Origin of the sequence: Bacillus infantis (assembly GCF_008180445.1) — a bacterium.
GTDB lineage: Bacteria > Bacillota > Bacilli > Bacillales > Cytobacillaceae > Bacillus_AB > Bacillus_AB infantis_B.
On sequence record NZ_VTER01000001.1, the window covers coordinates 254,073 to 269,110 of the forward strand.

General features: G+C 45.4%; 20 protein-coding genes and 1 pseudogene. 3 read left to right on the top strand and 18 right to left on the bottom strand.

The window, feature by feature from the left end; translation table 11 throughout:
- Window positions 1-113: 113 nt before the first annotated feature.
- Window positions 114-1,097, top strand: coding sequence for an aspartate--ammonia ligase (gene asnA / locus FZD51_RS01425; RefSeq protein ID WP_222928605.1), 984 nt, complete (start codon window positions 114-116; stop codon window positions 1,095-1,097).
- 56 nt (window positions 1,098-1,153) lie between these two features.
- Here the strand turns inward: asnA and FZD51_RS01430 are convergent, their stop codons facing one another.
- From FZD51_RS01430 to FZD51_RS01445, 4 genes are all read right to left on the bottom strand, one after another.
- On the bottom strand, window positions 1,154-1,624 hold the full coding sequence (locus tag FZD51_RS01430) for a GNAT family N-acetyltransferase (RefSeq protein WP_262380614.1): 471 nt from the start codon (window positions 1,622-1,624) through the stop codon (window positions 1,154-1,156).
- Between the two features lie 32 nt (window positions 1,625-1,656).
- Window positions 1,657-2,406, bottom strand: a complete 750-nt coding sequence (locus tag FZD51_RS01435) for a hypothetical protein (protein ID WP_148973300.1) — start codon at window positions 2,404-2,406, stop codon at window positions 1,657-1,659.
- 84 nt (window positions 2,407-2,490) lie between these two features.
- Entirely contained in the window at window positions 2,491-2,823 is a 333-nt protein-coding gene (locus FZD51_RS01440; protein WP_148973111.1) for a hypothetical protein, read from the bottom strand.
- A complete protein-coding gene (locus FZD51_RS01445; RefSeq protein WP_148973112.1) occupies window positions 2,823-3,221 on the bottom strand; it encodes a hypothetical protein in 399 nt (132 codons plus the stop codon). The genes FZD51_RS01440 and FZD51_RS01445 overlap by 1 nt, the downstream gene beginning before the upstream one ends.
- A gap of 82 nt (window positions 3,222-3,303) precedes the next feature.
- Here FZD51_RS01445 and FZD51_RS01450 point away from each other — a divergent pair, with 82 nt between their 5' ends.
- A complete protein-coding gene (locus FZD51_RS01450) occupies window positions 3,304-3,531 on the top strand; it encodes a hypothetical protein (protein WP_148973113.1) in 228 nt (75 codons plus the stop codon).
- 1 nt (window position 3,532) lies between these two features.
- On the opposite strand, the gene FZD51_RS01455 is transcribed toward FZD51_RS01450, so the two are convergent.
- The 3 genes from FZD51_RS01455 to FZD51_RS01465 all read right to left on the bottom strand — a co-directional run bounded on the left by FZD51_RS01455 (window position 3,533) and on the right by FZD51_RS01465 (window position 4,371).
- The gene (locus tag FZD51_RS01455; RefSeq protein ID WP_148973114.1) at window positions 3,533-3,730 is read right to left on the bottom strand and encodes a hypothetical protein; all 198 of its coding nucleotides are present in this window, start codon (window positions 3,728-3,730) and stop codon (window positions 3,533-3,535) included.
- Between the two features lie 114 nt (window positions 3,731-3,844).
- Window positions 3,845-4,120, bottom strand: a complete 276-nt coding sequence (locus tag FZD51_RS01460) for a hypothetical protein (protein ID WP_148973115.1) — start codon at window positions 4,118-4,120, stop codon at window positions 3,845-3,847.
- Between the two features lie 2 nt (window positions 4,121-4,122).
- Window positions 4,123-4,371, bottom strand: coding sequence for a hypothetical protein (locus tag FZD51_RS01465; protein WP_009793267.1), 249 nt, complete (start codon window positions 4,369-4,371; stop codon window positions 4,123-4,125).
- Between the two features lie 150 nt (window positions 4,372-4,521).
- Between FZD51_RS01465 and FZD51_RS01470 the strand changes: the two genes are divergently transcribed.
- A complete protein-coding gene (locus FZD51_RS01470) occupies window positions 4,522-4,779 on the top strand; it encodes a YueH family protein (protein WP_262380615.1) in 258 nt (85 codons plus the stop codon).
- A 202-nt stretch (window positions 4,780-4,981) separates the two neighbouring features.
- Here the strand turns inward: FZD51_RS01470 and FZD51_RS01475 are convergent, their stop codons facing one another.
- The 11 genes and pseudogenes from FZD51_RS01475 to FZD51_RS01520 form a co-directional block, all read right to left on the bottom strand.
- Window positions 4,982-6,436: a DHA2 family efflux MFS transporter permease subunit gene (locus FZD51_RS01475; protein ID WP_420886204.1), complete on the bottom strand. Its 1,455-nt coding sequence runs from the start codon at window positions 6,434-6,436 to the stop codon at window positions 4,982-4,984.
- Window positions 6,437-6,472: 36 nt separating this feature from the next.
- Window positions 6,473-7,051 carry a TetR/AcrR family transcriptional regulator gene (locus FZD51_RS01480; protein WP_262380616.1) on the bottom strand — a complete coding sequence of 193 codons (579 nt, stop codon included), beginning with the start codon at window positions 7,049-7,051 and terminating at the stop codon, window positions 6,473-6,475.
- A gap of 115 nt (window positions 7,052-7,166) precedes the next feature.
- Window positions 7,167-8,084 carry an ABC transporter permease gene (locus tag FZD51_RS01485; RefSeq protein WP_148973117.1) on the bottom strand — a complete coding sequence of 306 codons (918 nt, stop codon included), beginning with the start codon at window positions 8,082-8,084 and terminating at the stop codon, window positions 7,167-7,169.
- On the bottom strand, window positions 8,081-8,947 hold the full coding sequence (locus tag FZD51_RS01490) for an ABC transporter permease subunit (RefSeq protein WP_148973118.1): 867 nt from the start codon (window positions 8,945-8,947) through the stop codon (window positions 8,081-8,083). Before FZD51_RS01490 ends, FZD51_RS01485 begins: the two co-directional genes overlap by 4 nt.
- 350 nt (window positions 8,948-9,297) lie before the next feature.
- Complete coding sequence (locus FZD51_RS25995; RefSeq protein ID WP_187445583.1) at window positions 9,298-9,441, bottom strand: hypothetical protein; 144 nt, start codon at window positions 9,439-9,441, stop codon at window positions 9,298-9,300.
- Between the two features lie 119 nt (window positions 9,442-9,560).
- Entirely contained in the window at window positions 9,561-10,043 is a 483-nt protein-coding gene (locus tag FZD51_RS01495) for a hypothetical protein (RefSeq protein WP_148973119.1), read from the bottom strand.
- Between the two features lie 65 nt (window positions 10,044-10,108).
- Window positions 10,109-11,884 (bottom strand): annotated as a pseudogene (gene ggt / locus FZD51_RS01500) (gamma-glutamyltransferase).
- Between the two features lie 300 nt (window positions 11,885-12,184).
- Window positions 12,185-12,526 carry a hypothetical protein gene (locus FZD51_RS01505; protein ID WP_148973120.1) on the bottom strand — a complete coding sequence of 114 codons (342 nt, stop codon included), beginning with the start codon at window positions 12,524-12,526 and terminating at the stop codon, window positions 12,185-12,187.
- Between the two features lie 45 nt (window positions 12,527-12,571).
- A complete protein-coding gene (gene rpsN, locus FZD51_RS01510) occupies window positions 12,572-12,841 on the bottom strand; it encodes a 30S ribosomal protein S14 (RefSeq protein ID WP_022544009.1) in 270 nt (89 codons plus the stop codon).
- A gap of 202 nt (window positions 12,842-13,043) precedes the next feature.
- The gene (locus FZD51_RS01515; protein WP_148973121.1) at window positions 13,044-14,552 is read right to left on the bottom strand and encodes a tripartite tricarboxylate transporter permease; all 1,509 of its coding nucleotides are present in this window, start codon (window positions 14,550-14,552) and stop codon (window positions 13,044-13,046) included.
- A 12-nt stretch (window positions 14,553-14,564) separates the two neighbouring features.
- A complete protein-coding gene (locus FZD51_RS01520) occupies window positions 14,565-15,023 on the bottom strand; it encodes a tripartite tricarboxylate transporter TctB family protein (RefSeq protein ID WP_148973122.1) in 459 nt (152 codons plus the stop codon).
- Window positions 15,024-15,038 lie beyond the last annotated feature (15 nt).

Genomic DNA, 15,038 nt, shown 5'->3' on the forward strand with positions numbered 1-15,038 from the left:
GGTACAGGAACAAATGAAATTTCCTGACATAAAGTATGAAGCGGCCTATATACATGGCAAGAAAAGTGAAAACGGAGGTGCCCATCATGAATAACCGACTGCCTGTTCCTCATTTGTATGCACCTGTATTGAACTTAATTGACACTGAAAAAGCATTGAAAAATGTGAAAGACTGCTTTGAGAAAGAGCTCTCTGAAAGGCTGAACCTTACAAAGGTATCAGCCCCGCTGCTTCTTGAAAGCAGGACCGGCATCAATGATAATCTTAATGGGGTCGAGAGGATGGCCACAATTGAAGCAAAAGACCTCGCTGAAACTTTAGAAATTGTCCAGTCACTGGCAAAGTGGAAAAGAATGGCCCTTGCACGGTACGGTTTTTCAGAAGGAGAAGGCTTGTATACCGACATGCGGGCAATCAGAAAAGACGAAGAGCTCGATCAGCTGCATTCCATTTATGTAGACCAATGGGACTGGGAAAAGGTGATATCGAAAAATAAAAGAAACAAGCAGACACTTACGGCTGAAGTTGCTTCCATCTATGAAAGCATCAAGGAAACAGAAAAAAAGCTTTTCCTTTCCTGCTCACATTTGGTGCCAGTTTTGCCGGAGCGAATAAGCTTTATTACTTCCCAGGAACTAGAGGACTTGTACCCCGGGGTTCCTGCAAAACAGCGGGAAGACAGGATCGCAGAAAAGTTGGGCGCAGTCTTCATCATGAATATCGGCGGCACTCTCCTTTCAGGCAGCAAACATGACAGCCGTTCCCCGGATTATGATGATTGGAGCCTGAATGGGGATCTGATCTTTTGGTATGCACCTCTGGGCAGAAGCATTGAAATTTCATCCATGGGAATCCGGGTTGACGAAAAATCACTCAGAAGCCAGCTCAAAGAGTGCGGAAATGAGGAAAGACTTGAGCTTCCCTTCCACAAGGCACTCTTGGACGGCAAGCTTCCTTTCACAATCGGCGGAGGAATCGGCCAGTCGAGATTATGCATGTTCCTGCTCAAAAAAGCCCATATAGGCGAAGTTCAGGCATCCGTGTGGAACAGCAGGATCAGGAAGGAATGCCAGGAAGCCAATATCCCTCTTTTATAAACGGTGACAGGCACCTATACCAGTCAGCCAACTGGTATAGGTGCCTGTCACTACTGCTATCTCAGCTTCAAACAATAAACCGGCTCTGGATGATGCCCTTCCTCTACCTCTCCGGTTGGGACGAAGCCGGCTTTTTCGTACATTTTTATCGCTTTGTCATTGTTTTGGATCACAGTGATATAAATTTCACTGCACTCCATGGACTCTGCCATCTCATCAATGACGGCCTTCAGGACGGGACCGCTGTATCCTTGGCCCTGATACTGATGGCCGATCATTAAACTGACCAATTCATACCACTCTGTTTCCTTCCTGAATCCATATGAAGCAAACCCGATCAAATTGCTGCCATCGTAAATAGCTCTTGGCGTATACCCAAACACCTGGCAGGCGCCAAGGAAAAAGGCATTCGACCCTACCCACCTTTCATAAATCTGGATTCGTGTTTCCTGCACTTCATCTGATTTAAGATTGATTACATCAAAGAAGTTTTCTTCCGTTACTTCCGCAAGTCTGATATCCATCATATCCCCCATTGGCAACAGTCACCATGTTATTATTAATTTACCTCTCCAAGCGTCTTATAAAGCTCCAATGATTCTTTAAGAAAAATCTTACAAAAGCCTGTCTTTTCGTAAATCCGTTCCGCCCATGCATCAAGCTCTTCAAGCGGAGGGTCATATACCAGCCCATTTTCTGTGCTGAGAAAACTTTTCCAATCATAAAACTCCCAATGGGTCGTTACACCTGTTATGGGAACGCGGCATTCCAAGAGCGGTATAGGGTGTATTTGGCGGCTTGAATGCCCCGCAGCTATCCAAAATTCATCCCTGTCGACCGGCTCCAGATGATACGTCTGCATTGACTGCTTCCCGCCCGGCCTATGATAGGTGATTTCTGCTGCATTGCCGCTGCTTTTAATCTCAATGCCTGCCGCCGGAAAATACCCTTTTTGCGGAACTGTCGTGTCTCTATCAATCAGTACTGGCTGCAGCCACTGGTCGCCAAGGTCGCATAAAAAGCGGCTGCCTTTATCATCCTCGGCTACAACGGCGGCATGCGCCTTTTCCGTATGCAAGCTACTGCCGACAGGATAGGCCCTGATTCCTTCTTTATCAAACTCATCAAGCAGCCACAGGGCAAGATCAAAGCAGTTTCCAGTGATCCCGAACTGCTCCCGATGCTCTTTCATCTGGGAAACTTCCCTTTGCCCTATCCCTTTATGGTGCAGCCATAGTTTTGTAAGCGTCTCCATCGGAAAGCTGTCGAATCTTTTCCATACTGACAAAATGCTTTCAGGTGCTTTCATCATGCCACTCTCCTCTAATTGTCCGTTTGCTTAATTCGACAATCAATGAAGGTTTTCCTTTTACATTCAAAATAAAAAAACCGGCTATTGGCCAGTTTCACTAAAATCATCGCTTTCTTCTGCATCCATCTCCATATTTTCTTCTTCCCCATCTTCCTGCAGAAGCTTCCCTATCCATTCAGGAATCTCTTCTTCTCCGTTCTTATAAAACACTTCGGTTACATCCTTTTCTTCCAGCCTGGACATGATATCATGAATATCATTATGGTCTCCCAGTACATTGCCGAATCCCTGATTATGTTTCTTAAGGCTGGTAAAGCCTGTTGGAAAGCTGTTTCCGAAGTTAACGCATGAAGCATCCTCGATGGACCCTATATGAATGCTGTTGATTTTAAACAAAGGAGAAAAATATCTCATCACAGTTCCTCCGTTCCCGTGGTGCTTTCCAGAGCATATGGAGTCTCTTTTCCGTTGACAAGGATACGAATGCCGGCATAATCGCTGTTTTTTTCTGCTGCTTTAGTCCCTTTTGCATTTCCTTTTTTCCCGGTCTGCGGCTTCTGTTTGTTTGCTGGGGTGTAAAAGCTGTTTCCGAGATTCATCATCCCGCTCAAGCTTTTAACGTCAATCCTGTCGAGAAAATAAGAAAGCTGATCCAGCTGGAAACTCTCTATATTCACTTCATTTATCTCCAAGTGGATGTTATGCCCGCTGGATTTTTCTTTTTCAAGCTCTTTCAAACGGCCCTCCATATCAGCAAGGCGGCCGTTCAATTTTCCCAATATGGTAATCAGAGCTTTTTCATCCAATTGCATAAGAGTTCATCCTTTTTAGTGTCACATCTTCTGCTTTTGAAGGCATATGGTAAAAGAGGCATAAAGACCGGGAGGAGTAAGCATGAAAAAAATGATTGGAACAGCAAAAATCCATTTTGACGATCTTTCCATTGGACAAATCACTGACAGCTCTGGCGTATTCATGGGCAGAAACAGACAGAAGAATTGGTCCTCCCATATGAATGGCACCTCAGGCTTTGGCTCTATAGAGGGAGATCTTAATAAAATTTCGGGTAATCTCCACCTTGTCCAGCCAGAAGGCAAAAAGGGAGAAGAAAGCCAAAAGTAGGCTATGAACCTTCTCTGCTTTGTGCCACCCTTGTATAATTCCGGCTGATTTTATTCCCTTTTCCCGCCACTTTGCCAAATCCTTCAGAGATTTTACCGGTATGCTGCCAGTATACAGGTGTATTCTGTCCGTAGAAAATTCCGGAACTGTTTTTAATCTGATTCACTGTTAATGTTTTGAATTGGACTGTTGTCAACATCCTACCCCATTTCAAACCGGACTTTTTTATAATCTTATTTTGCCGGCAAGGAAATTATGACCCTCTATGCTCTAAAGCTTTTGAAGGAAAAAATAAAAAGCCATAGGAAATGGCTTAAAGATTTTGATCCCCTTGTTCCTGACCTTGTTCTTCCTCACCTTCAATCCGGTAAAAGAAGGCATCCATAAAATCGCTGTCATCAACTATATTGACATTATAGGCTGAGACGTTCTGGCTTCCCGTCACCGACCCGAAGCCTGTATTATCCTTCCTGTTCACCTGCCATCCGGATTGTGTATTGTCTCCCGTAAAGATGCCGGAATTGGCCGCCATGGAGGTTATATTAATGTTATTGAATTTTATTGAGATATTCCGTAAAGCTGACTTCATCTTTATATCTGGGAGACAGGCTGAGGATTGATGTTTTCCGGCTGGGCAATCGGCGTATCCGCAACATCCGGATCATTGACAAAGCTGAAGTTGCCAAGAGAGGCAGCGTTGATATATACCCCGTTTCCAGTATTCAATTTCCCTTGAGCGTTCCAGTCCGGCTGGCTGTTCTGCCCCGTGGAAATGATGGAATTGGATGACATGCTAATAACATTAACCTGATTAAAAATGACCGAAACAGGCAATTCCATCCCTCCTTTCTGCTTGTAATGCTACTATATGCATGATCAGAAAGGTTTGTGTGCCGCGGCCCTGCAGCTTTTAACAGAAGCTTACATCCCGAAAATTCGATTCTGCATCCAAATGATGTTATAATAGATGAAACGGCTCATAAGGGAAGGATGACCAATTTGATAACCTCTTACGAGAAAATAACCATTTCCGGGAATAAATATGCCGAGGTCTTCCTGAATATAACGGAAGACAAGCGATTCATTATTTCCATACCTTCCATCAGCTGGTCAGCCGAAATCAGTCAGCTGGATGAACTAAAGGAACAATTTGCTCACCTTCAGTCATCGCTCAATTTCCATATGTTCGAAGGGAACACGGAAGAGCTTGCTGCCGCAATTATCAAAGAAGCAGAAAAACATCTCTGATTCTCTTTTAAAAACCGCCTGGCAGAGTGACTCTGTTAGGTGTATAAACATCATAAACCCCCTCGATCCTACCCTACATTCTCTTACTTTGCTAAAAAACCCATAAAGAAAGCACGGAAGAGGATATCCGTGCTTTTTCATATTCTATAAATTATTTTCTGTAAAAGGAAAAGCCCGGAATATATCCCGGGCTTTACAGTATTTAACTTTCCTGATGCTCAACCTTGACACGCTTAATAAAGAATGAAGCAATCAATCCCAAGATGGCCACACAAATGGCAAATATAAAAGCATCCTGGATGCCTGCTGTCAATGAGAGCGGCAATAATGCAGGATCCTGAGGGTTTGCTGATTCTTCCATAAAGCTCTTTTGCCCAGCTGTCATGATGGAAATCGCAACAGCTGTTCCGATTGCACCTGCTACCTGCTGAAGGGTGTTCATGATAGCCGTCCCATCAGGATACAGCTCAGGCGGCAGTTCGTTGAGGCCATTTGTCTGAGCGGGCATGAACACCATCGCAATCCCCACCATCATGAAGATATGCAGCATAACAATATAGCCGGATGAGGTATCATTTGTTATTCCGGAGAACGCAAACATGACGATCGTGACAATCACAAGACCGCCGCGGACCAGCCATGTGGGACCATATTTATCGAACAAGCGTCCCATTACAGGGGACAGGATTCCATTGACCACTCCTCCGGGCAGCAAAATCAGCCCAGCCGCAAATGTAGTCAGCAGAAGTGAATTCTGCAAGTAGAGAGGAAGCATGATCATTGATGATAATATGACCATCATTGCGATCAGCACCATCAGCAGGCCTAAATTGAACATAGGGTATGAAAAGGTGCGAAGATTGATCATAGGCTGCTTCATCTTTGTCTGGCGGATACAGAAAAGAATCAAACCGACTACTCCAAGCACAAGGGCAATGATAACTTTCGGGCTCCCCCATCCGCCTTCTCCTTCACCGGCACTGCTGAATCCGAATACGATTCCACCGAAACCGATTGTTGATAAAAGGATGGACAGCAGATCGATCCTTGGCTTGGCAGGGGTGGAAACATTCTGCATATAAAATAGTCCAAATATGAGAGCTAAAACAAAGAACGGCAATGAAATCCAGAAAATCCAATGCCATGTCAGATTCTGCAGAATCAATCCTGATATCGTCGGCCCGATTGCAGGAGCGAACATAATGACCAGACCGATGATCCCCATCGCCCCTCCGCGCTTATGCGGCGGTATGATGACAAGGATTGTATTGAACATGAGCGGCAGCAGAAGCGCTGTCCCGATTGCCTGGATGACACGAGCCAGCATCAGGATGCTGAACACAGGTGCGATTGCTGCAATGAATGTCCCGATGATTGAGAAAACGAGCGATACTGCAAATAGCTGCCTTGTCGTAAACCATTGCAGCAGCAGTCCAGAAATCGGCACCAATATTCCAAGGGTCAATAAATACCCTGTTGTCAGCCATTGAACGGTAGCTGCATCCGTTTCAAAAATCACAATAAGATCCCTGATTGCCATATTCAGGGCAGTTTCACTGAACAGGCCGATAAATCCTGCTATCAGGAAAGAAATAATAATAGGAACCGCTTTGATATCCTTTAATGCATTCGGCGCAGCTGCGCCTTGGTTTGTAATTTGCACAATGATTCTCCTCTCAACTTCTGCGCTGCTTTACTGGACTCTGATTACATATGTAAAATGTTCAGCTATATTCCGCAGCGGCTTGCCATTTCCATAGGTGTTCGAAAGTATGACCGCCCCTTCAATCATAGAGCTCACAAGCAGGGCCAGCTCCTTCGACCTCTTTTCAGAAAATCCGGAAAGCAGCAGTTTTTCTTTGTACAGCGATTGCCATTCCTTGTAAGTTTCCTGACAGGCCTGCCGGATTGGCTCACTCGTCAGAGCCGTTTCCGAAGCAATCAGTCCGATGTGCAGGCCGCTATTTTCATGGCTCAGGGGCACATCAAAATATGAAGCAATTTTTTCGGCATGATAGCGGAAGGCTGCTGCCGCATCTTCAGAAGATGCCAGCTCTTTCTTTATCATCGTTTTTATTTCATTTCCAACATGCTTAACAGCTTCCACTGCAATCTCCTCTTTGCCGCCGGGAAAATGATAATAAATCGACCCTTTGGGAGCCCCGCTTACCTCTATAATTTGATTCAATCCGGTGCCATTATACCCCTGGCACTTGAACAGATTCGATGCCGCACACAAAATCGACTCTCGTGTCTTTCGCTTACCCTCCAAATTCATTCTCCTTTCGGAAAAAATTATAACAACCGGTCTAGATAAATTTATGGGAAATCATGAGGAAAGTCAACAAAACAAAACTAAAAGAGCACATTTCTTTGAATGTGCTCTTTTAAATATGAGTAGGCCTGTTAAGTTTTTTCCTATCCTTCAACCCTGCAGACAGCAGATAGAATGATACCAGCAGCAGAACATAAGCTGCAAGAGGGAAGATAATGATCCACTGGGAGTGGTAAAGAAAAGAACGCGACTGTCCGATTAAGCCTGACCACTCATTGGTTATTGATAAATAAATGGTAGGAAAATACTGCTTTTCCGTTCCGCCCAGGAATAAATTAAAGATACCCAGCTGTCCAATGATGTGCAGAACCTGGATGCATTCATTTACAAAAATCGCCGAGAAATCAGCCCGCAATGATGGAATGATATGTTTGCGAGAAAGATGTGAACTATTGCCTCCAAGCGTCCTTGCTGCCTCCACATAAGCCATTTTTTTAAGCTCAAGCGTCTTATTGAAAATAACATTGTAAACCCCATTGATGCCAAGTATGGTCAATAGAGCCCCTTGTATAACGGTCAGCTGAAGCGGAGAAAGCGTAGGTTCAATATTGATGCCAAGCATGATGAAATAGATGATGATAAATATAGGGATTCCGCTGAATAATGAAATGTTCAACTGTTTCCTGGCCGTTTTTTTCGTTCGGATCCCCTGAAATATCCCAAATGCTGCTCCTATGACCAGCCGCACAAGCGCGACAATCAACACAGTGAAAACAGTATATTTAGCACCATGCAGCAGGAGGGTCAATATATCATAACCCCATTTATCTGTCCCAAAAGGATGCTGCGCAGAAGGCGGAAACGGCGAACTCACTAGTTTCCTGTTTCCTTCTTCATCTATGATATGATCGATCTTTTTTGATTCGTTCACATCATAGGGTGCAAATTCAGGCCCGGCTAGTGCGGCCAGCAGGAAGAAGGCAAGCATCAATAAACCTGCGGCTAAAGAAAGATTCCTCCTTTTTTTCATCCCTGCAGCCCCCTTTCAGCCAGCCATAATAATAGCTTTAAAGTATATAAAGAAACGAGATATAGTAAAAAAAGACTCAACAAGCATAAGATAACCAGATTATATTGATACCCAAATTGAATCTGCTGGACAAACAGCAGAGCTGTGATTCCCCTTGTGTTATATAAGTATTCAATAATGAAAAGATTCCCAAACATGATGCTTAAAATTTTGTGAAGATCGGCCTTCAAAAACGGAAGCACATTGGAAAATATATGGAAGAGATAGATATTCCCCTTTCTTAATCCTTTTGCTTTGGCAGTCAGTATGTAGTCTTCCCCTTTAACTTCATGGCTCCGCTCTGACAGGGAGCGCAGAAGATAGAACAAGGGAATGATAACAAGTGTAATTATCGGCAAAAATATAGCCGGTTCACTCATGGAAGATGAAGCCACCTTTACTGTCTTTATACCGGTTTCTTTATGAACAGCTACCGTCAGCAGCTGCAAAAGCAGAACAAGGATAAAGTCAGGCAGCATTCCCATGAAACCTAGAGCTGCATTCAGCACCCTGCCCCCTTTTTCCCATAAAAACACACCAAATACCACGGACAGAATGACAGCAATAATTGCACTTACAGTCAGATAAATAAAGGAAGAAAGCCAATATGGAATCAAATCCTCAAGGAGCAGCCTTTCCCGCTCTCCTTGCAAATACTGCCACGATTCCCCTGACAGCAGCCCATGGATAAAATTCCTGACAGCCTCAAACATAGGAAATATGCTGAATACCAACTTCGCATCGCCATTATGGAGCCCAAGCGGAAGCGCTGCCAGAATTAAAATGAGAAGAACACTCGTCAAGCTGCGAAAAATAGTCCCCATAGTAACTCCTTCTTTTATAAAGTCGGTTTCTATTATATATCATGGGAGGTTGCTGCGGGAGGAGATTTATGCAGGAGATTGAGATTAGTGCAGGGCACTGAGGAATTGTTATGTCGGGGTGATCGCCATGGGGGATTTATTTGAGGCACTGAATGGTTTTTCCGCAGTCTTAGTGATTCATGTTTTCAGAGGAAGCACTCTGTTCGGCTTTCTCTCCATCTGAGTGACTCATATCATCTTCTTGAGTCACTCTGTTCGGCTTTCTATCATCAGAGTGACTCATATCTTCCTCCTGAGGCACTCTGTCCGGCTTTCTCCCCCATCAGAGTGTCTCATATCCTCTTCTTGAATCACTCTGTCCGGCCTTCCCCGCCATCTGAGTGACTCATATTCTCCTCTTGAAGCACTCTGTCCGGCTTGCTCAGCCATCTGAGTGACTCAATATCATCTTCTTGTGACACTCTGACCGGCTTTCTCCGCCATCTGAGTGACACATATTCTCCTCTTGAAGCACTCTGACCGGCTTTCTCCCCCATCAGAGTGTCTCATATTCTCTTCTTGAGTCACTCTGACCGGCCTTCTCCCCCATCAGAGTGACTCAGATGTCCACACACTATATCTCCCGAAGTTCCTCTGCCCGCTTCCGCATCTCTGCATATGTCTCCTCTTTCTGAAAATCCGCAGCCTCCAGGCCCAGGCTTTCAACCGCATAGTAAAGGTGCTCCAGCCAGTTATGATCCCCGCATCTGATTGCTTCTTCGCATTCCCGTTCAATATAAGGAGTACTGATTTCTTTTCCTAGTTCCCTGAAAATTTCTACCGCATCCAGGGCACCAGGCCAGTTCCTGTCCTGAAGGAGACCTGCCAGCCGCTGCAGCGCTTTTTCATTTCTTGGATAGCCTATTTTCCTTATGACTGCTACTCCATTTTCCCAGCAGGCTTTGCCATACTTTGGGATAATCATGCCTACTTTGTCTGCGGGGAGCTGTAATAAGATATCAGCCGCTTCTTTTTGCGTCTCTATAGGAAGATGCCAGTTCAAATTGTAAACATGATAGATGATCTCCTCATCCTCCATATGGATAAATCCGCTCATAAAAATCACCTCGACAACTATTTTACCAGAAAAAGGCTGCGGGGAATTCCGCAGCCCTTTAGTATCTAATGCTTCTTCTTGCCTTTTCCTTTCAGGTCAACCCCAATCGCTGCTCCGCTTCTGCTGGAGTCGGCAACTCCCTTGAATATTCCTTGTTTGTGATCAATCAGGATGCTTTAGACATTGCCTATCGTTTCTGGTTTTTCTCCGAATCGATGGCCTATTTCCTTCAGCCTCTGCAGGGCAGAAGCTGGCACCCCTTCTTCATATCTGTAGGAAGATGGGTTATTCGTATAGATCCTCGGTTCCTCCACTGCTGCTTTCAGTTCCATATCGTACTCTATTGCATGAATGATTGTTTGCAGAACAGAGGTTATAATGGTCGCCCCTCCCGGTGATCCGACTGTCAGTACCGGCTTGTCATTTTCAAAGACGATCGTCGGGGTCATGCTGCTGAGCGGACGCTTATTAGGCTGGACCTCATTTGCCCCTCCTGGCACAGCATCAAAATCAGTCAGTTCATTATTCAGCATCACTCCAAAGCCCGGCACCATGATGCCCGTACCAAAAACCTGCTCAATCGTTGTTGTATAGGAAACCACATTCCCCCACCGGTCTGCTACCGTAAAATGGGTGGTTTCTCCATACTGTCTGTCTGCAGGCTGTGCTGCTGCATTGTAATAGGGTTTCCCGCTATTATGCTTCCATGGATCGCCTGCTTCAGGGTCTGTATTCATTTCCTCAAGCGATATCAGCTGCTGCCGTTCTTTAATATAGTTTTTATCAAGAAGCCCTTTGACTGGAACCTCCACAAATTCCGGATCCCCTGCATAAGCTGCCCGGTCTGCATAGGCAAGATGCATCGCTTCTGACATGAGGTGATATTTTTCCCAGGAGCGGACTGGATATTGGGAGAGATTGAATCCATCAAGTATTTTCAGCATCTGCAGGAGGAAGACACCGCCAGAGCTTGGCGGAGGCATGCTGGCAATCTGATAGCCTTGATATTCCCCCCACACAGGCTTATCTATTGTTGCTTCATATTTTTCTAAATCATCCTTCATCATAGATCCGCCGAAATCCTGGACCTCCTTGGCAAGGGCATACCCAATCGGCCCTTCATAAAGCGCATGGCTTCCCTCTTTCCGAATTAACTTAAATGTTTTGGCAAGATCTTTCTGGACCAGAATGTCGCCTTCCTCCAGCGGCTCCCCTCCTGGGAGAAACACTTCAGCAGCTGCTGACCGGGACAGCTTTTCTTTATTATCCTCTATTGCCGCTGCCAGTACCGGATCGATTGGAAAACCTTTATCAGCCAGTTTAATAGAAGGCTGGATTAATTTCTTCATGGGGATGGTTCCCCACATATCCAGTGCTTTTTCAAGCCCTTTCAAGGTTCCCGGTACACCGACTGCTGTTCCGCCCGAAGATCGTTCTGAAAAGGGAATCGGCTTTCCTTTTTCATCAAGGAACATGTCCGGCTCTGCTCCGGCCGGCGCACGCTCACGGCTATTGATGATTGTTGTTTCCTTTGTTTTTCCATCATACACCATCATGAATCCGCCGCCTCCGATGCCTGACATCATCGGCTCAGTTACATTGAGGGCAAACTGGATTGCCACAGCTGCATCAACCGCGTTTCCGCCTTTCTTCAATACATCAGCCCCTATTTCTGAAGCAAGCGGATGGGCTGTGGCAACCATGCCATCCTCACCTACGGCAACTTCTCCATATTTTTCATAGGGGTCCTGCTTAGGCTTTGCATCTGCAGCAGCAAGAGGAGCGAATACCAATAAAAAACTGGACAAATACACAAATAAAACACTGGCGGCTTTTTTCATCTTATCCCTCCTATTGTTGGTTCATGTCTAACTTAAAAGAAGGAAGGCTGGATTGGCAAATTTATAGCAGAAAATTTAGAATTTTAAATATGTTTTCCTATTAAGATAAATAATAGTTAGGCCCAAATGCATTGAAAATCTGAGAGTTGCTAATAAAAACCGATACTTGCTAATATACAAAAAAAGCTGCTAATAAAATCCATTTCTTGCTAATAAAATGGAAAACTTGCTAATAAACCACACACCGCATTCCGTCACGTTCCCTATATACGAAAAAAAGAGCCCCCTCAGGCTCTTTCTTCAAGAAATAAACAAAAACAGCTGCCTCTTCCCATTGGCATCAAGCCTATCAGTAAGATCTACCCACTTCATTCGGGTTCTCCGTTCTTCAACCAGCTTGTTAATCTCCCGCTCGATCATTTGCATCCTTTGATAGGTTTCCGTCACACCCAGGCTGAACTTTTCTGCCGCCTGCTTATGCGGAGAGTGCTTGACCAGGAGGCTCATGAACTGGTCGGAGGTTTCGGACTGCTGTGCAAGACGGTCCTCTATGTTTGTGACATATTGGTAGAGATCCCGGTCTTCAGGAGGCAGCCCCGAGACAATCTCCCTTATGATTATATCGACGAGTCTTTCATTCATGCTAAACACCCCGCCATGTAAGATTTGTCCCTTTAGTTTATCATATTACCAGCTTGCTTTTTTGACTCCGGGGATTTGCCCTTTATGCGAGTATTCACGGAAAGCGATCCGGGACATTTTAAATTTGCGCAGGTATCCGCGCGGACGGCCTGTCACCTCACACCGGTTTTTCAAGCGGGTCGGGGAGGAATCGCGCGGCAGCCTTCTCAGTGCCTCATAATCACCCTTCTCCTTCAGTTCCCTGCGGATCTCAGCATATTTAGCGACCATCTCCTGCCGCTTTTTCTCTTTTGCTACTTTTGATTTTTTTGCCATTTTAACGAATACCTCCATGAATTAATACGTAACAATTACGATTTAAACAAGATAAAATAAAGATAGAACAGAGAGATCGGAAAAGGATAAATCGTAACCATTACTATCTATAACAAAACATATCGTACCATGAATCAGCCTTTCGTGTAAACCAGCATGCCCGGAAACACAAAAAAGCTGCCAAAAGGCAGCTCCCTCTTCACTATGCAGCATGTGATTTATCAGCAGAACCTGACTTATTCTTCTTCCGGAACAACGGCACAATCATAACCAGTACAGCGATGATCATCAATGTAAGGCCGATTGGGCGATCCAGCAGGATGGCCAGGCTCCCGTCGGAGATAGTCAGTGTCTGCCTCAGCGCCTGCTCCATCATCCCGCCTAATATAAAGGCAAGGATAAAAGGAGCCGCGGGGAAAGAAAAAATCCTCATAAGAAATCCAATTACTCCGAAAATCAGAAGCAGGTACAAATCAAACGTGTTGAAGCTCAAGGCATATACGCCTACCATACTGAAAGTTATAACGAGTGAAATCAGCATCGGCCTCGGAATCGTAAGCACCTTAGCTATATACGGCACAAGGGGCAGATTCAAAATCAAAAGAAACACATTGCCGATATACATGCTCGCAATAATGCCCCAGAATACATCCGGGTGATCCTGAACCAGCAGGGGTCCCGGCTGGATGCCCAGCACCAGGAAGGCCCCCAGCAGGACTGCAGTTGTACCGGACCCCGGAATCCCCAGGCTCAGAAGCGGAACGAAGGCCCCGCCGGTTGCTGCATTATTGGCTGTTTCCGGAGCAGCCAGCCCTCTGATGGAGCCCTTCCCGAATTCTTCAGGATTTTTCGCCAGCTTTTTTTCACTGATATAGCCGATGAAAGAGGCAATGGTCGCTCCTGCTCCAGGAAGGACGCCAAGGATGAAACCCAGTACCGACTGGCGGGCCATCGGTCCCTTCATCTCACGGAAATCTTCCCTGGTGATTTTCAGGCTGCCGATGTTCTCATTTTCCGATGAAGCAGCATTCTTTCTATTAAATATCAATGTACAAACCTCTGCCAGGGCAAAAAGCCCAAGAGCGATGATAAGGAAATCGATGCCTTCCAGCAGATAGGCATTGTCAAAGGTAAATCGGGCTGTGCCTGTCTGCCCATCGATTCCAATGGTCACGACAATGACGCCAAGAGTAGCCGAGATAAAAGCCTTTAGTGTTGATCCTTCCGACAAGCTGGAAATGGCCGTCAGTCCCAAAAGCATCAAAGCAAAGTATTCGACGGGGCCAAATGAAACGGCAACCGAGGAAAGAAGCGGGGAAAACAGCATCAATAGAACAACGCTGACTGTCCCTCCAAAGAACGATGCAATAGCGGCAATGGCCAGCGCCTTGCCCGCCTTCCCCTGCTGGGCCATCGGGTAGCCATCGAATGCGGTGGCAACCGTCCCCGAGACTCCCGGAGCATTCAGCAGGATGGATGAGGATGATCCTCCAAAAATCGCTCCATAATAGACACCGGCCATCATCATTAAAGCAATGGCAGGATCCATATTGTATGTGACCGGGATCATGATGGCAATCGCACTGATAGGGCCCAGGCCCGGCATCATGCCGATGAATGTACCGATAAATACACCGAGGAATACAAATAAGATCCCCTGCAGGCTCAGTGCAACCTGAAAACCTGATAATAATCCTTCAAACGAACCCATAAGATCCCTCCTTTAAAATGGCAGAATGCCTGCCGGCAGTGAGATTTGCAGCAGATAATTGAACATCATGTAAATGGACAGCGAAAAGACGACCGAGACAATTGCATTTGTCCATTTCTTCTTATAGCCCAGATACCAGGTTGTGATAAAAATGAAAAGAGCCGTCATGACCACAAATCCGATCATTTCAAAAAAGAAGATATAGACCAAAATAAATGCGCAGACTGTAAGCAGTGTCTTGGCTTCGCCTTCCGGTATCTTCCGTTTTTTCTTTTCTTCTGCCGTCTCGGGCTTTTTAGAAAAAAACAGCAGTACAGAAAGCAGGAGAAGCAGGAGCCCGAGAGCTTTTGGCACAAAGTCTGCATCTATTGCTGCATAAGGATATTCTGGCAGCCGGAAGCTCAATATGAGGTAAAACAGTGCAAATCCTATTAATACTAGGCCAATTTTTCGATTGATCGGCTTTAGCATGGATGATTCCCCCTT